General features: G+C 38.8%; 10 protein-coding genes, 2 pseudogenes and 1 riboswitch. Of the genes and pseudogenes, 8 read left to right on the plus strand and 4 right to left on the minus strand.

What is annotated here, in order from left to right:
* Positions 1–19: 19 nt before the first annotated feature.
* Entirely contained in the window at positions 20–841 is an 822-nt protein-coding gene (locus CSB87_RS16725) for an IS5-like element ISAba27 family transposase (RefSeq protein ID WP_076611894.1), read from the minus strand.
* Between the two features lie 59 nt (positions 842–900).
* Here CSB87_RS16725 and CSB87_RS16730 point away from each other — a divergent pair, with 59 nt between their 5' ends.
* Complete coding sequence (locus tag CSB87_RS16730; protein WP_004887849.1) at positions 901–1200, plus strand: hypothetical protein; 300 nt, start codon at positions 901–903, stop codon at positions 1198–1200.
* 148 nt (positions 1201–1348) lie between these two features.
* Positions 1349–2239: a tetratricopeptide repeat protein gene (locus CSB87_RS16735; protein WP_004887847.1), complete on the plus strand. Its 891-nt coding sequence runs from the start codon at positions 1349–1351 to the stop codon at positions 2237–2239.
* A gap of 1099 nt (positions 2240–3338) precedes the next feature.
* Here the strand turns inward: CSB87_RS16735 and CSB87_RS20305 are convergent.
* Positions 3339–4717: pseudogene (locus CSB87_RS20305) on the minus strand (IS3 family transposase).
* 454 nt (positions 4718–5171) lie between these two features.
* On the opposite strand from CSB87_RS20305, the gene CSB87_RS16755 reads away from it, so the two are divergent.
* The gene (locus CSB87_RS16755; RefSeq protein WP_004887842.1) at positions 5172–5726 is read left to right on the plus strand and encodes a TetR/AcrR family transcriptional regulator; all 555 of its coding nucleotides are present in this window, start codon (positions 5172–5174) and stop codon (positions 5724–5726) included.
* 55 nt (positions 5727–5781) lie between these two features.
* Here CSB87_RS16755 and CSB87_RS16760 read toward each other — a convergent pair whose 3' ends face one another.
* Together CSB87_RS16760 and CSB87_RS16765 are read right to left on the minus strand one after the other, a co-directional pair.
* Complete coding sequence (locus CSB87_RS16760; protein WP_004887840.1) at positions 5782–6213, minus strand: SRPBCC family protein; 432 nt, start codon at positions 6211–6213, stop codon at positions 5782–5784.
* A 129-nt stretch (positions 6214–6342) separates the two neighbouring features.
* The gene (locus CSB87_RS16765; RefSeq protein ID WP_004887838.1) at positions 6343–7374 is read right to left on the minus strand and encodes an AraC family transcriptional regulator; all 1032 of its coding nucleotides are present in this window, start codon (positions 7372–7374) and stop codon (positions 6343–6345) included.
* A 101-nt stretch (positions 7375–7475) separates the two neighbouring features.
* Here CSB87_RS16765 and CSB87_RS20195 point away from each other — a divergent pair.
* The 5 genes and pseudogenes from CSB87_RS20195 to uca all read left to right on the plus strand — a co-directional run bounded on the left by CSB87_RS20195 (position 7476) and on the right by uca (position 15277).
* Positions 7476–8551 (plus strand): annotated as a pseudogene (locus tag CSB87_RS20195) (alpha/beta hydrolase).
* Positions 8552–8782: 231 nt separating this feature from the next.
* The gene (locus CSB87_RS16775) at positions 8783–9946 is read left to right on the plus strand and encodes a zinc-dependent alcohol dehydrogenase (RefSeq protein WP_004887832.1); all 1164 of its coding nucleotides are present in this window, start codon (positions 8783–8785) and stop codon (positions 9944–9946) included.
* Positions 9947–10135: 189 nt separating this feature from the next.
* A riboswitch (guanidine-I (ykkC/yxkD leader) is annotated at positions 10136–10231 on the plus strand.
* 28 nt (positions 10232–10259) lie between these two features.
* On the plus strand, positions 10260–11000 hold the full coding sequence (locus CSB87_RS16780) for an urea amidolyase associated protein UAAP1 (RefSeq protein WP_004887829.1): 741 nt from the start codon (positions 10260–10262) through the stop codon (positions 10998–11000).
* A gap of 15 nt (positions 11001–11015) precedes the next feature.
* Positions 11016–11669 (plus strand): urea amidolyase associated protein UAAP2, encoded by a 654-nt coding sequence (locus CSB87_RS16785; RefSeq protein ID WP_000217380.1) that lies wholly within the window; start codon positions 11016–11018, stop codon positions 11667–11669.
* A gap of 2 nt (positions 11670–11671) precedes the next feature.
* Complete coding sequence (gene uca / locus CSB87_RS16790; protein ID WP_004887828.1) at positions 11672–15277, plus strand: urea carboxylase; 3606 nt, start codon at positions 11672–11674, stop codon at positions 15275–15277.
* The last annotated feature ends 1 nt before the right edge of the window (position 15278 follow it).

The raw sequence follows: 15278 nt of genomic DNA on the forward strand, positions 1-15278 counted from the left end.
AGACCTCTTGCGAAAGTCGTTATTGCAAGTTCATCCGATTTACCAGTGCAGCGATTAAGTTAATGCGTAAACCGAATCTTTTCCGTCTATTTCGATAGCGTTCACTTAATATTCTAAATGTTTTCAATTGACTATTAATATGTTCGATCACAACTCGTATTTTTCCAATCATTTTATTGTACTTTTTCTCAACATCAAATAAGGGTAAATTCTTCTTTTTCTTTATTGGCATCAATAATTTAAAGCCATCTTGCTCTAATCCGTAGTACCCTAAATCGGTCATAACATATTTACAATGTTTGAATTTTTTAACCGTTCTTCTTGCCAATTTAATGTCATGCTGACTGCCATTCGATATATCTAGCCCTATGATTTGTTTGCTGTTCGGATGATAGATCACTTGTGCTTTTAGCGTATGTTTCTTCTTTTTACCACTGTAGAACTTACTCTGATTTTTTTTCGGACGTTCTATTGAACATTCTGTCGCATCAATAATGACCCAGTTAAACTGTTCGTCTGCTGTGGTAATGCTTCGTTTTGGCAGAGTAAACCGTCTTGATTTCATCAATGCATCTTCAACCTTTTTAATGGTTCGATTCACATTACTTTCAGCGATATGGTAATTTGCAGCCAACTCCAATTGAGTGCTGTAATTCCGTAAGTAATTGAGTGTTAATAATAATTGATCCTCTATAGCTAAAGTATGAGGACGCCCAGATTTCTTTTTAAGTGATTCTACTTCTTTTAAAACTTCGATCATTTCACTAAAAACTGGTCGAGGTACACCAACCAAGCGCTGGAATTCAGAATCTGAAAAACGATTTAATTTCTGATATCTCATGAAATTTAGATTGAGGTGGTTTTTACTTTCGCAAGAGGTCTAATATTAAAGAGGGTGTTATGTCTATATTAGATTTCGCTATTTTTTTTATATGCTTATATGGAGTTGGCTATTTTGTAGTTAAAGCACGGTGGAAGCTTCGCTATTTAGTGCCAATATGGTTTTTATCATTTTTTATTATCACTCTATTTATTTTAGCAATTTTATTTCCTAAAGATTGGACCAATGCGCAATTTTTTACTAAAGATGGCCCTAATCACTTAGCACTTTTTTCTTTATTAATATCTTCATCTTTAAGTTCACTTGTTACGTTTATTTTAATTTTGGTTGTGTGGGCTATTCGGCATGATGTCTTTTAAAGTAATCTAATTAAAGGATTATAGATAATTTATAATTTCATTAAATTACTATAGCCATTAAACTAGAACTTTAAATTTTTTCATGTTTGAGAATTTATGCTAAAATTCATTCGATATATTTCTCATCACAAGCAATTTAATATTTATTATGTTTTTTATTTTAAGAAAAAAACTTCAAAAAATCGCCATTATTTTCGTAGCAATCAATTTATTAGCTTGTAGTCATCAACCAGATTTTAAAGATATTTCTCGTTTAGCAGAAAGAGGTGATGCAGGAGCTCAAGCAAAACTTGGTGAATTATATGTAGAGGGAGAAGTTGTTCCTCAAGATTATAAAAAGGCCTTTGAATGGTATAGTAAAGCTGCTAATCAAGGAAATGCAGAGGCACAGAATAACTTGGGAGCAATGTATGCTCTTGGACAAGGGGTAGAGCAAAATTATAAAAAAGCATTCGAATGGTATAGTAAAGCTGCTGAACAAGGTGAAGTGAAAGCACAGAATAATTTAGGTGCGTATTATGCAAATGGGGATGGTGGTGTTAAAAACTATCAGAAAGCATTTGAATGGTTTAACAAAGCTGCTGCACAAGATAATGCCGAAGCTAAATACTATTTGGGCATACTTTACGAAGAAGGCTATGGGGTAACCCAAGATTATAAAAAAGCATTTGATTGGTATAGCAAAGCTGCTGCACAAAATAATCTTGCAGCACTTTATGCACAAGGTAAGGGCGTAGAGCTAAATAATAAAAAAGCCTTTGAGTTATATAGCAAAGCGGCTGAGCAAGGAAATGAAAAAGCACAAAATAACTTGGGGGCCGTATATGCTCTTGGGATAGGTGTAAATCAAGATTATAAAAAAGCGTTCGAATGGTATAGCAAAGCTGCTCAACAGGAAAATGATGAAGCGCAATTTACAGTAGGGATGATGTACTATAAAGGTGAGGGTGTACCGCAAAACAATGAATTAGCCGAAAAGTGGCTAAGAAAAGCAGCCGAAAATGGCAATAAGGATGCCTTATCACTATTTGAAGAATAGCCATTTTTCTATGATATGGACTTGCTGTTTTGTGGCTTCAATTAGGTGAGGAGAATTCTCTAAAGTCCATGTTTCATCGCACCAATCGCAAGCATCGTAGAAAGATTCGAGCCAAGTAGGGTAATAAATTATGTTGTCTGGAAGATTTCTTGGTGCGCCCATAAAACCTGTTTCTAAATTATTGAAAATAGTACATAGCTGAACTGGGCTTAGGTTGTTTTCTTGATAATTATTTAAAATATCTAAAAAAAAATCGAGCTGCTAATATTTCTGCTTCAATACAATTATATGAAAAAATAGGATCTGTTAAGTTTACGATTCGCAGTAATAAAGAATTATAATCATTAAATGTTAGTAGTAATTCGGTAAAAAAATCTATGTGAACATCTTCATTTTCTTTAATGTATTTATTAATCTTTTCCGTTCTTTCTTGAGCTGAATATTCTCCATAATAGAACTCGATATATAAAGTCTTTAATGTCATTAGTTGAATCTAATTATTTTGTAATGAAAATATATCATACTAAAAATATTAGAAATTTCATAATGATCTAAATTATAACTTAAACCTATTAAATAAATTTTATTCCCCAACCGCCCTACTTTAATACGATTGTCATTTCCCACGCTTGACGATAACAAAAGTGAATACTATGCTTTTCTCGGGTAGAGTGAAAAGGGGACATCTTTTGATGTGCCAGATTCTAGATGTCTGGTCTGCTAACCCTTCTTCATTCTATCTATCACTATCATTATTTTGTAGAGATTAAACTTTATATTCATTTATATCTGAGTTTACTTTTAATAAATTTTTACCTATCGAAATTTTATATTTTTTAATTTTTATAACTATTTTCTATATACCCATATTCAATTAAGTTTAAAATCTAACTGAAATGCTCGAACTTAATACAAACTATATTTTCTGCGCTTGACGACAAGAAAAGCGAATACTATCCTTTGCGGGCTGGCCTACATTGCCAGTTGGTTTTAGCAGACCATAAGCCAAAGTACACGAAAAAGTCTAACTTTTTTGTGGAAATCCCTGCGTGCCCCCTCTGCGGCGGAATGATCTGACCCCATAAAGTTGGACAGTTAGTTAAGCAGTTTTTATAAACTGGTTTCTATATTGTACCGGGGATAAACCTTGTAGCTTCACCTTGATTCTCTCATGATTATAATAATGAATGTATTCTCGTATCGTTTTCTCTAATTCATCAATTGATTGAAATTTTTCTCCATGAAAGCATTCCGATTTTAATATTCCAAAGAAGCTTTCTATTACAGCATTATCTAAGCAATTTCCTTTACGAGACATACTTTGAATTAAACCATGTTGCTTTAATTGCTGTTGGTAATGAGCCATTTGATATTGCCATCCTTGATCTGAATGGAGAATTGGTTTCTCATGTCGCTTAAGTTTAGCTAAGGCATGAATGAGCATATCTTTCACTAACTCATAATTGAGTTTACGTTGGATCCGGAAAGTAATAATTTCCCCATTAAACAAATCTATAATTGGTGATAGATAAAGTTTTTCACCGTTAACATTAAATTCCGTCACATCAGTTGCCCATTTCTGGTTGGGATGGTTCGCTTTAAATTGCCGTTGCATAATGTTATCAGCCACCGTCCCGACACAACCACTTTTATATGAGCGATATTTCAATGCTCTGATACGTGATTTAAGTCCCATGGTTTTCATAAGGCGATATACACATTTATGGTTGATTATTATTCCTGTACTTTTCAGGGCAAGAGTAATTCTACGATAGCCATAGCATCCCTTATGCTTGTGATATATGGACTTAATCTGCTGTTTTAACTCAGTATATTTGTCATTAGAGCGTACAGCTTTCATGTGATAGAAATAAGTACTACGAGCAATCTTTGCAATACTGAGTAAGAGTTTTAATGGATAAATTTGCCTTAATTCTGAAATAACCTGAACAGTGTCTGCAGTACAAAGTGTATTTAAGTACGTTGCTTCAGTTTTAAGGCTTTTAGCTTTTTTAAAAAGGCAACCTCTGCTCGTAAAGCAGTCACTTCATCAATGAGCTCCTGTTGAGATTTATCTTTGTCTTCTTTTATAGGTTTAGTTATTTTGGTTTTATGTTGTTTAACCATATTGGTATAAATCCTCGTAGTATTAAACCCGGCAATCCCTTCTTTATGATACTGAGCGAGCCACCTTCTTAAAATTGACGTCCCGCTCAGATTTAACCGTCTTCTAACTTCTCTTACCGGTATCTTATCAAGAAGCATTTGTACAGCCTTGATTTTAAATTCGGAAGAGTAGTAGGTTTTTTTAGTTTTAACATTCAGGCCATCTTCACCTTGTGCCTTATAGTTTTCAATCCATAAGCGGATGGTTTGGAGATCAACATTAAATTCTTGTGAAAGGATTTTATATCCTTTACTTCCATCTAAATAAGCTTGAATGACTTTTAATTTTAACTCTTTTGAATGCTTCGGAATTGGCATAGGGCACACCTCATAAGTTTAAAAAGTCTAACTTATGGGGTGCAGTTCAGAACGGGAGGGGGACACCTTCGGGTGTGCTGGATTCTTTGGCTCCAGTCTGCTAACCCTCTTTCGTTTCGCCACCATTATTTAGCAGTAATGCGGTGAAACTTCTTTTATAGCCAAAGGAGTTCGCTCGTGCGTACAAATTCTTCTCAATTTTTGGCCTTTGCCAAAATCTCTCTATTTATACCGTTTAAATACTCTCTAAATCGGTTTAATCGACTCTAGGTTTTCTACACCTTAAGAATCGTTACGACTCAAAAATCATAGCAACAATAAACCTGAGATAGGCGAGCACACCTTTATTGTGCCGCTTTTGCATGCCTGTTTTTAGCACTCAATTTAAGAGTGACGGCATTTCTATCTCTTTTACATACAACAAAAAATTATTTTAAACGGTATAACTATGCCAAATTTAGAAGCTTCATTTAGAGCACTCAGAGTGCTTCATACAGCAAAAGATTTATTTATGGAGTATGGATTTCACAAAGTCGGTGTTGACCGAATTATTGCCGAATCCAAAGTGAATAAGGCCACGTTTTATAAACATTTTCATTCAAAAGAAAGGTTCATTGAAATGTGCTTAACCTTTCAAAAAGATGGGTTAATAGAAGAGGTGTTATCTATTATTCATTCATATCGTGAACTTATGGTATTTGATAAGCTAAGAAAAATATTTTATCTCCATGCCAATCTCGAAGGACTGTACCGTTTGCCTTTTAAGGCCATTTTGGAGATTGAAAAGTTTTATCCAACTGCTTACAGAGTGGTGGTGGATTATAGAAACTGGTTAGTGACCCAAATACATGACCTACTTTTAACTATTAAACCCACAGCTTTAATCGAAGATGCTCACATGTTTTTATTTGAGATTGATGGGGCAATGGTTCAGCTTTTAAGTAAAGAGGAAACAGATGAACGAGATAAATTATTAGAATATTTTTTAATAACCCTATCTTAGTATTCAATCTAAAATGAGAAAGCCCATCATTGGGCTTTCTTATGATATTGGCTTCTTAAAATTTAAGTTTTTTAAGTCCACGGCTCACGCCATTTTGTAAGGCCGCTTTAATAATCGGGCCAATAAAAGGAACGCGGCCTTTAAAGCTGATAGTGTAATTCAAACGAGTTCGGTTATTTCCCAAGTCAGTAAATTGCATCACACCACGATGTGCCTTAATTGGGCTAATGCCACTTGTGATCGCGTACTCGATCAGTTCATTTTCTTTATAGACTAAATTTGTTTCAACAAATGAAGGTGTAAACGGAATAGTCATCTTGCGAGCAGAGCCAACACCATTGCGTGCATCCTTTCCATTACTAATGCGAGTAACTTTAGCAGGGGCAAAAATTTTGCTTAAATTTTCGTGTTCACTTAAGGTCGCAAAGACTTTATCTATGGGTGCATCAAATTCTTGTACGATGTTGATTTTTTGAGTTTTTAACATCTTGTTCCCTCTAAAATAAATTTGACATGAGTAATTGTCAGAATTTGGATATTAGCACGCTTTTCACTAGGGTGGAATTCTAGTTCGTCGGAGTAACTCCGGATAAAAACTAAAAATCCTAAATAGAGTTTATTTAATCATTTGCTTTTTATAATGACTTGGAGCAACGCCAGTCCAACGTTTATAAGCTTGAGAAAAAGTAGATAAATCTGAGAAGCCTAATATTTCTGCCACTTGGCCTAAATTTAGATTTTGCGCTAAAAGGGAGTCGGCACGTCGATGCAAGGTTTCATTTTGAAGTGCTCTAAAAGAGATATTCTCGTCTTGTAACCTCCTTTTTAGCGTCCGTTCGCTCATATTTAACTTATTTGAAATCTCTTTAATATTAAGTAATGTGCCAGAAGGAGCGTTCATTAAAAAATCGCGGACAATCATTGTGGTTGTTAAGGTGGTATGGCGTTGGCTAATAAGCTCCATACACAGCCTTTCACACATAGCAGCAGTATTCGGTTTTGCATGGGGTAGAGTGTGGAGTAATTGCGAACTATTAAATTTTAAAATGTTTTCTTTTTGATTAAATTGAATTGGAGCGCCTAAATATTCTTTAGGTATATTTAACAAACAAGACTCAGGTTCACCATATTTAAGATGAAATGCATCTAATTGAAATGAACCTTCATAAATATCGCTAATAACACGAAGAGTTGCAGCCATCGCACGTTCAAGTACAAACCGTTGTAACTCCTGTGTTAGGCCCACAGGTTCAGTAAAGCAAATCATGCACTCTTTATTTTTTTGCTGAAAATTTATTTTAACAAAGGTATAGGTGAGGGCCAGATAACGTTGCACAAGTTGCATTGCTTCTAAACCTGTTGCACTACTCATTAATGCGTAACCCAAAATCCCATAAGTTGTCAGTTGGTGGTTAAAACCAGTAATGAGACCTAAACCTGCGGTGTGCGCAGATAAAATTTTAATTAAATTATTGATAACACCCAGTTCTTCATCGGGTGTAACAACACTGTTAGTATCATTTAAACGAGTTAGGGTTAAACCAGTGCCGGCTAACAGATGTGTTCTTTGAATGTTTAATTGATCACCTAGTTCTAATAATAGCTGTACGCTAGATGGAGCTCGTAAATAATCTTGAAACTCTAACATCAGTTGGCCTAAAAACTAAAATGCGTGTCCCAATCTAGCATGGTTGATGAGAAGACTAAAGCCTAATATTTATTCATCAGATAGCAACGAGTAGTAAAACAATGAATACCGTTCAACCAGCAAAGCCGATAAATATGATGCGGCAATTAATGAGTAAATTAGGTGTAATTGGCCTAATGGTATGTGTAACAGGTGTATCTTCAGCTCAAGAAATAAAATCAGGAGAGTCTGTCATGGGTTATCAAAATCAAGCAGCTTGGCAACAAATTGAACAATTCCTTCCTCAAGAATTTCATATTCCTAAAGACCAGTTACCCAAAGAAGAATGGTGGTCTTGGAATGGTCATAACATCCATTTGGATACTTACCGTAATCCCAATGCCAAAATTAAAGTGATTTTATTTCACGGTGTGGGGACCAATGGTCGACAAATGTCGATGATTTTAGGAAAACCCTTGGCTGATCGAGGTTATGAAACAATTGCTGTAGACATGCCCGGCTATGGTGTCACTCAAGTTAAAAAGAGTAAGCCGATTAGTTATAACGATTGGGTACACAGGCAGGTAGCGATTTAATTGATGTGGAATTGGCCAAAGATAATCGTCCAGTTGTACTGTATGGCTTAAGTGCTGGTGGTATGCTGACTTACCATGTTGCTGCCAAAAATAAAAAAGTTAAAGCTATAGTTGGAATGACCTTCCTTGATACAAGCAATCAAAAAGTGAAAGATACTGTAGCAAGCAATTTGTTTATGAGTCGGGTAGGTACGCCAATTACACATTTAACTGCTAAAACGCCGTTAGCATCAATGCGTGTTCCAATGAGCTGGGCAAGTAAAATGAGTACTTTGGTGAATAATAAAGATGCCTTAAAGGTCTTTATGAAAGATAAAACTTCAGCAGGTAACTCGGTTTCTCTGACCTTTTTAGATTCATATATACATTATAAACCTGAGGTTGCACCTGAAGACTTTGACGTATGTCCTGTCTTATTGACCCAACCTGAAAAAGACCGTTGGACACCACTTGATTTAAGTACGCCTTTTCTTAGCCGTATTCATAAAGTGCCGGTAAAAACTGTGATATTGGAAAATGCAGGCCATTATCCATTAGAGCAACCGGGGTTATCTCAAATGGTTGATGCAATAGATAGTTTTTATACAACAACAGTGAAATAACGGGTAGGTTCTTACCCGTTTTTTAAATTTTAAATATAGAGGGCAAAGTGAGCTCAAATCACGTCTGACCAAGAAAAAGTTAAGAAACTATATTTTACTTTTATTGTTACTTAAACATAGATCACTTTGCATTTGAGCTATAAGCCTTACGTGAAAAGTAAGAATCGTTGCAAACCGTAAAGAAAGCCTCCTCATAATCAAATGACATGATAGGAAATTGAGGAATAATAAATGCGCGCTCTTACTTACCACGGTGCCGAAGACGTTCGAGTTGAAACGGTTGCAGACCCTATTATTCAAGAACCAGATGACATTATTTTACGTGTAACCGCCACAGCAATATGTGGCTCCGACTTACATTTATATCGAGGCAAAATCCCAAAGACTGAACATGGCGATATTTTTGGGCATGAATTTATGGGTATTGTCGAAGAAGTAGGCCCCGCAGTCACTCACGTGAAAAAAGGCGACCGTGTAATTGTGCCTTTTGTGATTGCTTGTGGTGAATGTTTCTTTTGCCAACTTGACCTGACCGCTGCCTGTGAAACCACCAATACAGGGCGTGGTGCAATTATTAATAAAAAGCAAATTCCACCTGGTGCAGCTTTATTTGGTTATAGCCATTTATATGGCGGAGTACCGGGCGGCCAAGCAGAATATGTTCGTGTCCCAAAAGCCAATAAGGGGCCTTTTAAAGTGCCCGGTTCATTGTCAGATGAAAAAGTACTTTTCTTGACCGATATTTTACCTACCGCTTGGCAGGCAGTGACCAACGCTCAAGTTACTCGTGGTTCAACCGTTGCAATTTATGGCGCAGGGCCAGTCGGACTATTAAGTGCCGCTTGTGCCAAGATGCTTGGCGCAGAAAAAATATTTATGGTCGATCACAATGAATATCGATTGAACTATGCGGCGGCAACCTACGGCGCTATTCCAGTTAATTTTGATGAAGTCGATGCGGCCGAATTTATTATTCAAAATACCGACAATTATCGTGGCGTCGATGCAGTGATTGATGCCATTGGTTTCGAGGCAAAGGGCAGTGTTATTGAAACAGTCCTGACCAATTTAAAACTTGAAGGTTCAAGTGGCGCAGCGCTTCGTCAATGTATAGCCGCGGTTCGCCGTGGTGGTGTGGTGAGTGTACCGGGTGTATATGCAGGTCCAATTCATGGCTTTTTATTTGGTGATGCTTTTGATAAAGGACTGACTTTTAAAATGGGCCAAACTCATGTGCATCAATATTTACCGCTTTTACTAGAATTTATTGAGCGTGGTGACTTGTCACCTGAAACGATTATTACCCACCGAATGAAATTAGAAGATGCCGCAGAGGGTTATCGTATTTTTAATGAAAGAGAACAGGAATGCCGTAAGGTAATTTTGATTCCTTAAATCCTTCAGTTTACAGTTTCACTTTAAAAGCCTCTTACTAAAAGGGGCTTTTCTATTTTGAAATGCACAATTTTTAGTGCAGCTTTTTATTTTCCATTCTAAAGCGCACCCAATTTGCCCAAATTGAGTATTACTTTTTACCAAAAACGTAATACTAAGCTGGCATGTCCTTTGCATAGTCTTAAGCAATCAAAAGTGATCTAGGGTTCCGATACTTTACGTATGACTGGACCGAGAGTTCACGGTTCCTAGCGAACTACACGGAGGGATAAAAGCCCGGGAGGAAGTCTAAAACTATCCGACAGGAGTGGCTATGAACACTGCAAGTTATCATAACAATCAGGCGATTTGGACCGAACTTTTACCCGGAGGACATCACTGGTCGGGTCGTATTCAAAAAGGAACTATTCTTAGATTTACATCGCTTGGCGCTCAGGCAAATGTTTCTTTGTTTTGTGTAAATGCTGCCGATGTGCTTGAACGTTTCAATATGCCCGACAGTTTAAAAGGGCAACACACCGCCTATTTAAAAGCTTCCAATGTGCTGTACTCAGACCTTGGCCGTGTCATGGCTTCTATTGTTCATGATGGTCATGGCTGGAACGATGCACTTTGTGGCCCAAGCCGACCAGAACAAATTGAAAAGCAATTTGGAACGCGCACCTTTCAAGATGCCCGCAATGATATGTACCAAAATGGCTTAGACAGCTTACTCATTGAAATGTGTAAATACGGACTTGCCAGCCAAGACCTGAGTGCCGCCGTTAACCTATTTTCTAAAGTTGTGCCTGATGAAAACGGGGCTTTGTCTTATGTCAGTTCTGACAACACCAATCAAACTATTGAACTGCGTTTTGAAATGGACTGCTTGCTATTTTTATCTGCTGCGCCGCACGGTTTAGACACCAGCCCAAGCTATCAACCTGCCGATATTCAACTCAGTTTATTTAAAGCCAATTCTCTAACAGACAGCGATATTTGTCGTGATGCATGTTCGCAAAATCAGCGTGCGTTCCAAAACACAGCCCGCTACTACGCATTTAGCAATATTTAAATCAGGAGAAGCATCATGACAGTTTTACAATCATTTGAAAAAGCAGTTTTAAATGAAGTTTGTCCTGCGGGTGAAGCATGGATGTGCGAGGTTAAAAAGGGTCAATATTTCCGAATTATTGACCTTGAGGGAAACCAAGCGGTCGATACTTTGTTTATGAGTGCCGAAAACCCGACTGAGCGTTATAGCGCAATGGATACTTTGGCTATCAACCAACAAATCTATTTAGAAAAGGGCACCAAGCTCTATAGTAACTTTGGCCGTCCAATTGCCGTTATTCATGATGATAACTGCGGTCGTCATGACACCATTGGTGGTGCCTGTTCATGTGAAAGTAATACGGTTCGCTATGCACATGAAACCTACCCAATGCATAGTTGCCGTAACAACTTTATGTATGCCTTGGCAAAACACCCGATTGCAAAAAAGCATGGCTTAAATGTCCGTCACATCGGTCCAAACATTAACTTTTTTATGAATGTGCCTGTGACGCCAGATGGTCAGCTTAAATTTGATGATGGAATTTCAGGACCGGGTAAATATGTCGAAGTTCGGGCAGAAATGGATCTGATTGTTTTAATTTCCAATTGTCCGCAGCTCAATAACCCATGCAATGCCTATAACCCAACCAAAATTCAACTGGTTGTCCGTGAAGCGGAAGGGGTATAAGCATGTTTAAAAAAGTTCTGATTGCTAACCGCGGTGCAATTGCCTGTCGCGTCATTCGCACTCTTAAAAAACTCGGGATCGCTTCGGTTGCGGTTTATTCCGAAGCTGACCGTGATTCTTTACACGTGACTTTGGCCGATGAAGCTTTTCTGATTGGGCCTGCACCTGCCAATCAAAGTTATTTAAATATTGAAAACATCCTTGAGGTTGCTAAACAGTCGGGAGCAGAAGCCATTCACCCCGGTTATGGCTTTTTATCTGAAAATGCCGAGTTTTGTGATTTGTGCGAAAGCCAAGGTATTGCGTTTATTGGGCCAACTTCAAGCCAAATGCTCGACTTCGGTTTAAAACATACCGCGCGTGAGCTGGCTATTAAAAGCAATGTGCCTTTACTTCCGGGTAGCTCATTACTTGCCAATGAAGCCGAAGCCTTAACTGAAGCAGCCCGTATTGGCTATCCGGTCATGCTGAAAAGTACCGCGGGCGGCGGTGGTATTGGTATGCGTCTGGTCTGGAATGAAACCGAGTTAAAAGATGCCTATCAAACCGTGTCTTATTTAGCGCAAGTCAATTTTAAAGATGCAGGTTTGTATTTAGAAAAATTTGTACAGCATGCACGCCACATCGAAGTACAAATTTTTGGTGATGGGCAAGGGCAAGTTTTAGCGTTGGGTGAGCGTGATTGTTCGGTACAACGCCGTAATCAAAAGGTGATTGAGGAAACACCCGCGCCACACTTAAATGAACAACAACGTGACTACCTCCAAAAAGTTGCGGTTCAACTCATGCAGTCAGTGAACTACCGTTCGGCAGGCACGGTTGAGTTTGTTATGGACACCGAAACCCAAGAATTTTATTTCTTAGAGGTCAACACGCGTTTGCAAGTCGAGCACGGCGTGACCGAGCAAGTATTTGGGGTCGACTTAGTCGAGTGGATGGTTACTTTGGCAAGCGGTGACTGGTCAGCACCAACAGAAAAGTTAGAGCCAACAGGACATTCCATTCAAGTTCGTCTTTATGCCGAAGACCCAATTAAACAGTTCCAGCCGAGTGCAGGCTTACTCACACAGGTTAAATTTGACCCGCAAGCCCGAGTCGAAACATGGGTAGAAACAGGTTCAACAGTGTCGTCTTTTTATGACCCAATGATTGCCAAAATTATTGTGACTGCTGCAACACGAGACCAAGCCATACAGGCAATGAGCGCTAGTCTTGCCAACACACAAGTCGCTGGTATCGAAACCAATCTGGAATATTTACAAAATATTATTGCTTGTGATGTGTTTGCTTTAGGCACTCAAACCACCCGATTTTTAAATACGTTTGAATGGAAAACTCAAAAAATTGAGGTGTTGCAGGCTGGCATTCAAACCTCCATTCAAGATGTAACAGGTCGACTAGGTTATTGGGATGTTGGGGTGCCGCCATCAGGTGCGATTGACCCACTCAGTTTAACTGTGGCAAACCAGCTTCTAGCTAATGAGCCAAATACCGCAGGGCTTGAATGTACCTTGCAAGGGCCAACTTTAAAGTTTCACTGCGACAGCCAAATTGTCATTACGGGTGGTGATATGCCTTCAAAACTTGATGGTGAACTGGTACCGATGTGGCAAACCATCAATGTGAAAAAAGGCCAAGTTTTAAAATGCGGAATTATCCGTTCAGGTTGCCGTAGCTATATTGGTATGAAAGGTGGTTTCGATGTTCCTGAGTATTTAGGGTCACAGGCGACTTTTACTTTGGGGCAGTTTGGTGGGCATGCAGGTCGTAATTTATTAATTGGGGATATGCTGCCAATTACTGAATATTCCGCTCAAACGACCACAGCTCTAGCTCAAGCGCAAATTCCTAGTTTTACCCAAAACTGGGAAATTGCAGTCATGTATGGCCCACATGGCGCACCAGATTTTTTCACCAAACAAGATATTGATACGTTCTTTGCCAATGAGTTCGAAATTCACTACAACTCAAGCCGTACAGGCATTCGTTTAATTGGGCCAAAACCTGAGTGGGCACGTGAAGACGGCGGTGAAGCAGGTTTACACCCATCCAATATTCACGACAACGCTTATGCGATTGGGGCAATTGATTTTACAGGTGATATGCCTATTATTTTGGGACCAGATGGTCCTAGCTTAGGTGGCTTTGTTTGCCCTGCGGTAGTCATTCATTCCGAGCTTTGGAAAATTGGACAACTTAAAGCCGGCGATAAGGTCAAATTTGTACCTGTGAGTTATGCGCAAGCAAAAGCACTCGATCAAAAATATCATCAAAGTTTAACCGCGATTGATACAACCCAGATCGATTTTAACCCAGCTATTCAAGCAGAACCCGATACTTTAAAAGATGCCGTTTTAGCTACTTTAGACGGTGAAGCTGACTTACCAAGCGTGACCTATCGACCAGCAGGAAATAGCTATTTATTGGTGGAATATGGCGAGTTAGTACTCGACCTAAATTTACGCTTCCGTATTCATGCGCTTATGCAATGGGTCAAAGATCAAAACATTCAGGGCATTATCGACCTAACACCGGGTATTCGTTCACTACAAATTCATTTTGATTCGATTCAACTCGATCAACTGGAGCTTTTACAGAAACTTCAACAAGCAGAAGCCGAGTTACCCGATATTCAAAATATGCAGGTGCCTTCACGGACTGTCTATTTGCCTTTGGCTTGGGAAGATTCGCAGACTCAACTTGCAACTGAGCGTTACACACAAATAGTTCGACCAGATGCACCGTGGTGCCCAGATAATGTCGAGTTTATTCGCCGTATTAATGGCTTAGCTTCTAAGCAAGCGGTTAAAGATGTGGTCTATAGTGCGAACTATTTAGTAATGGGGTTAGGCGATGTGTATTTAGGTGCACCCGTTGCGACGCCGCTCGATCCACGCCAACGTTTAGTCACCACAAAATATAACCCTGCGCGAACTTGGACACCTGAAAATGCGGTCGGCATTGGCGGTGCTTATATGTGTGTATACGGTATGGAAGGACCGGGCGGCTATCAGTTCGTTGGCCGTACCACTCAAATGTGGAGCCGTTACCGTAAAAATGCCAACTTCGAAGAAGGCAAACCATGGTTACTGCGCTTTTTTGACCAAGTTAAGTTTTATGAAGTGTCTGAGGCTGAACTTCTGCAAATGCGTGAAGACTTTAACGCAGGCCGACTACAACTTCGCATTGAAGATGGTGTGCTCAACCTAAAAGAATACAACGAGTTTTTAAAAATACATCAAGACAGCATTCAAGCTTTTAAAGACACGCAACAAGCTAATTTCGAGGCTGAACGCCGCCGTTGGCACGAAGCGGGCTTACAAGAATATATCTCTGAAAGCCTAGATGCTGTAGATGAAGGCGAAACCGTAGTGATCCCTGAAGGCGGCTGTGCAGTTGAATCGCACATGCCAGGCTCAATCTGGAAAATTGAATGTGCATCGGGAGATATTGTTGAAGAAGGTGCAACCCTTGCAGTAATTGAAGCGATGAAAATCGAAATTCCAATTATTGCACCCGAACGCATGAAGGTCAAAACCATTACTATTGAAAAAGGACAAACCGTAAAAACGGGGCAAGTGCTATTTACCTTAGCGCCAGTCGCTTAAA

The sequence above is a fragment of the Acinetobacter sp. AR_0276 genome, assembly GCF_003000705.1.
GTDB classification, from domain to species: Bacteria; Pseudomonadota; Gammaproteobacteria; order Pseudomonadales; family Moraxellaceae; genus Acinetobacter; species Acinetobacter nosocomialis.

Excerpts from the sequence above, each read along its gene's own strand:
- CSB87_RS16725 (WP_076611894.1), bottom strand. The coding sequence starts at position 841 with ATGAGATATCAGAAATTAAATCGTTTTTCAGATTCTGAATTCCAGCGC.
- CSB87_RS16730 (WP_004887849.1), top strand. The coding sequence starts at position 901 with ATGTCTATATTAGATTTCGCTATTTTTTTTATATGCTTATATGGAGTT.
- CSB87_RS16735 (WP_004887847.1), top strand. The coding sequence starts at position 1,349 with ATGTTTTTTATTTTAAGAAAAAAACTTCAAAAAATCGCCATTATTTTC.
- CSB87_RS16755 (WP_004887842.1), top strand. The coding sequence starts at position 5,172 with ATGCCAAATTTAGAAGCTTCATTTAGAGCACTCAGAGTGCTTCATACA.
- CSB87_RS16760 (WP_004887840.1), bottom strand. The coding sequence starts at position 6,213 with ATGTTAAAAACTCAAAAAATCAACATCGTACAAGAATTTGATGCACCC.
- CSB87_RS16765 (WP_004887838.1), bottom strand. The coding sequence starts at position 7,374 with ATGTTAGAGTTTCAAGATTATTTACGAGCTCCATCTAGCGTACAGCTA.
- CSB87_RS16775 (WP_004887832.1), top strand. The coding sequence starts at position 8,783 with ATGCGCGCTCTTACTTACCACGGTGCCGAAGACGTTCGAGTTGAAACG.
- CSB87_RS16780 (WP_004887829.1), top strand. The coding sequence starts at position 10,260 with ATGAACACTGCAAGTTATCATAACAATCAGGCGATTTGGACCGAACTT.
- CSB87_RS16785 (WP_000217380.1), top strand. The coding sequence starts at position 11,016 with ATGACAGTTTTACAATCATTTGAAAAAGCAGTTTTAAATGAAGTTTGT.
- uca (WP_004887828.1), top strand. The coding sequence starts at position 11,672 with ATGTTTAAAAAAGTTCTGATTGCTAACCGCGGTGCAATTGCCTGTCGC.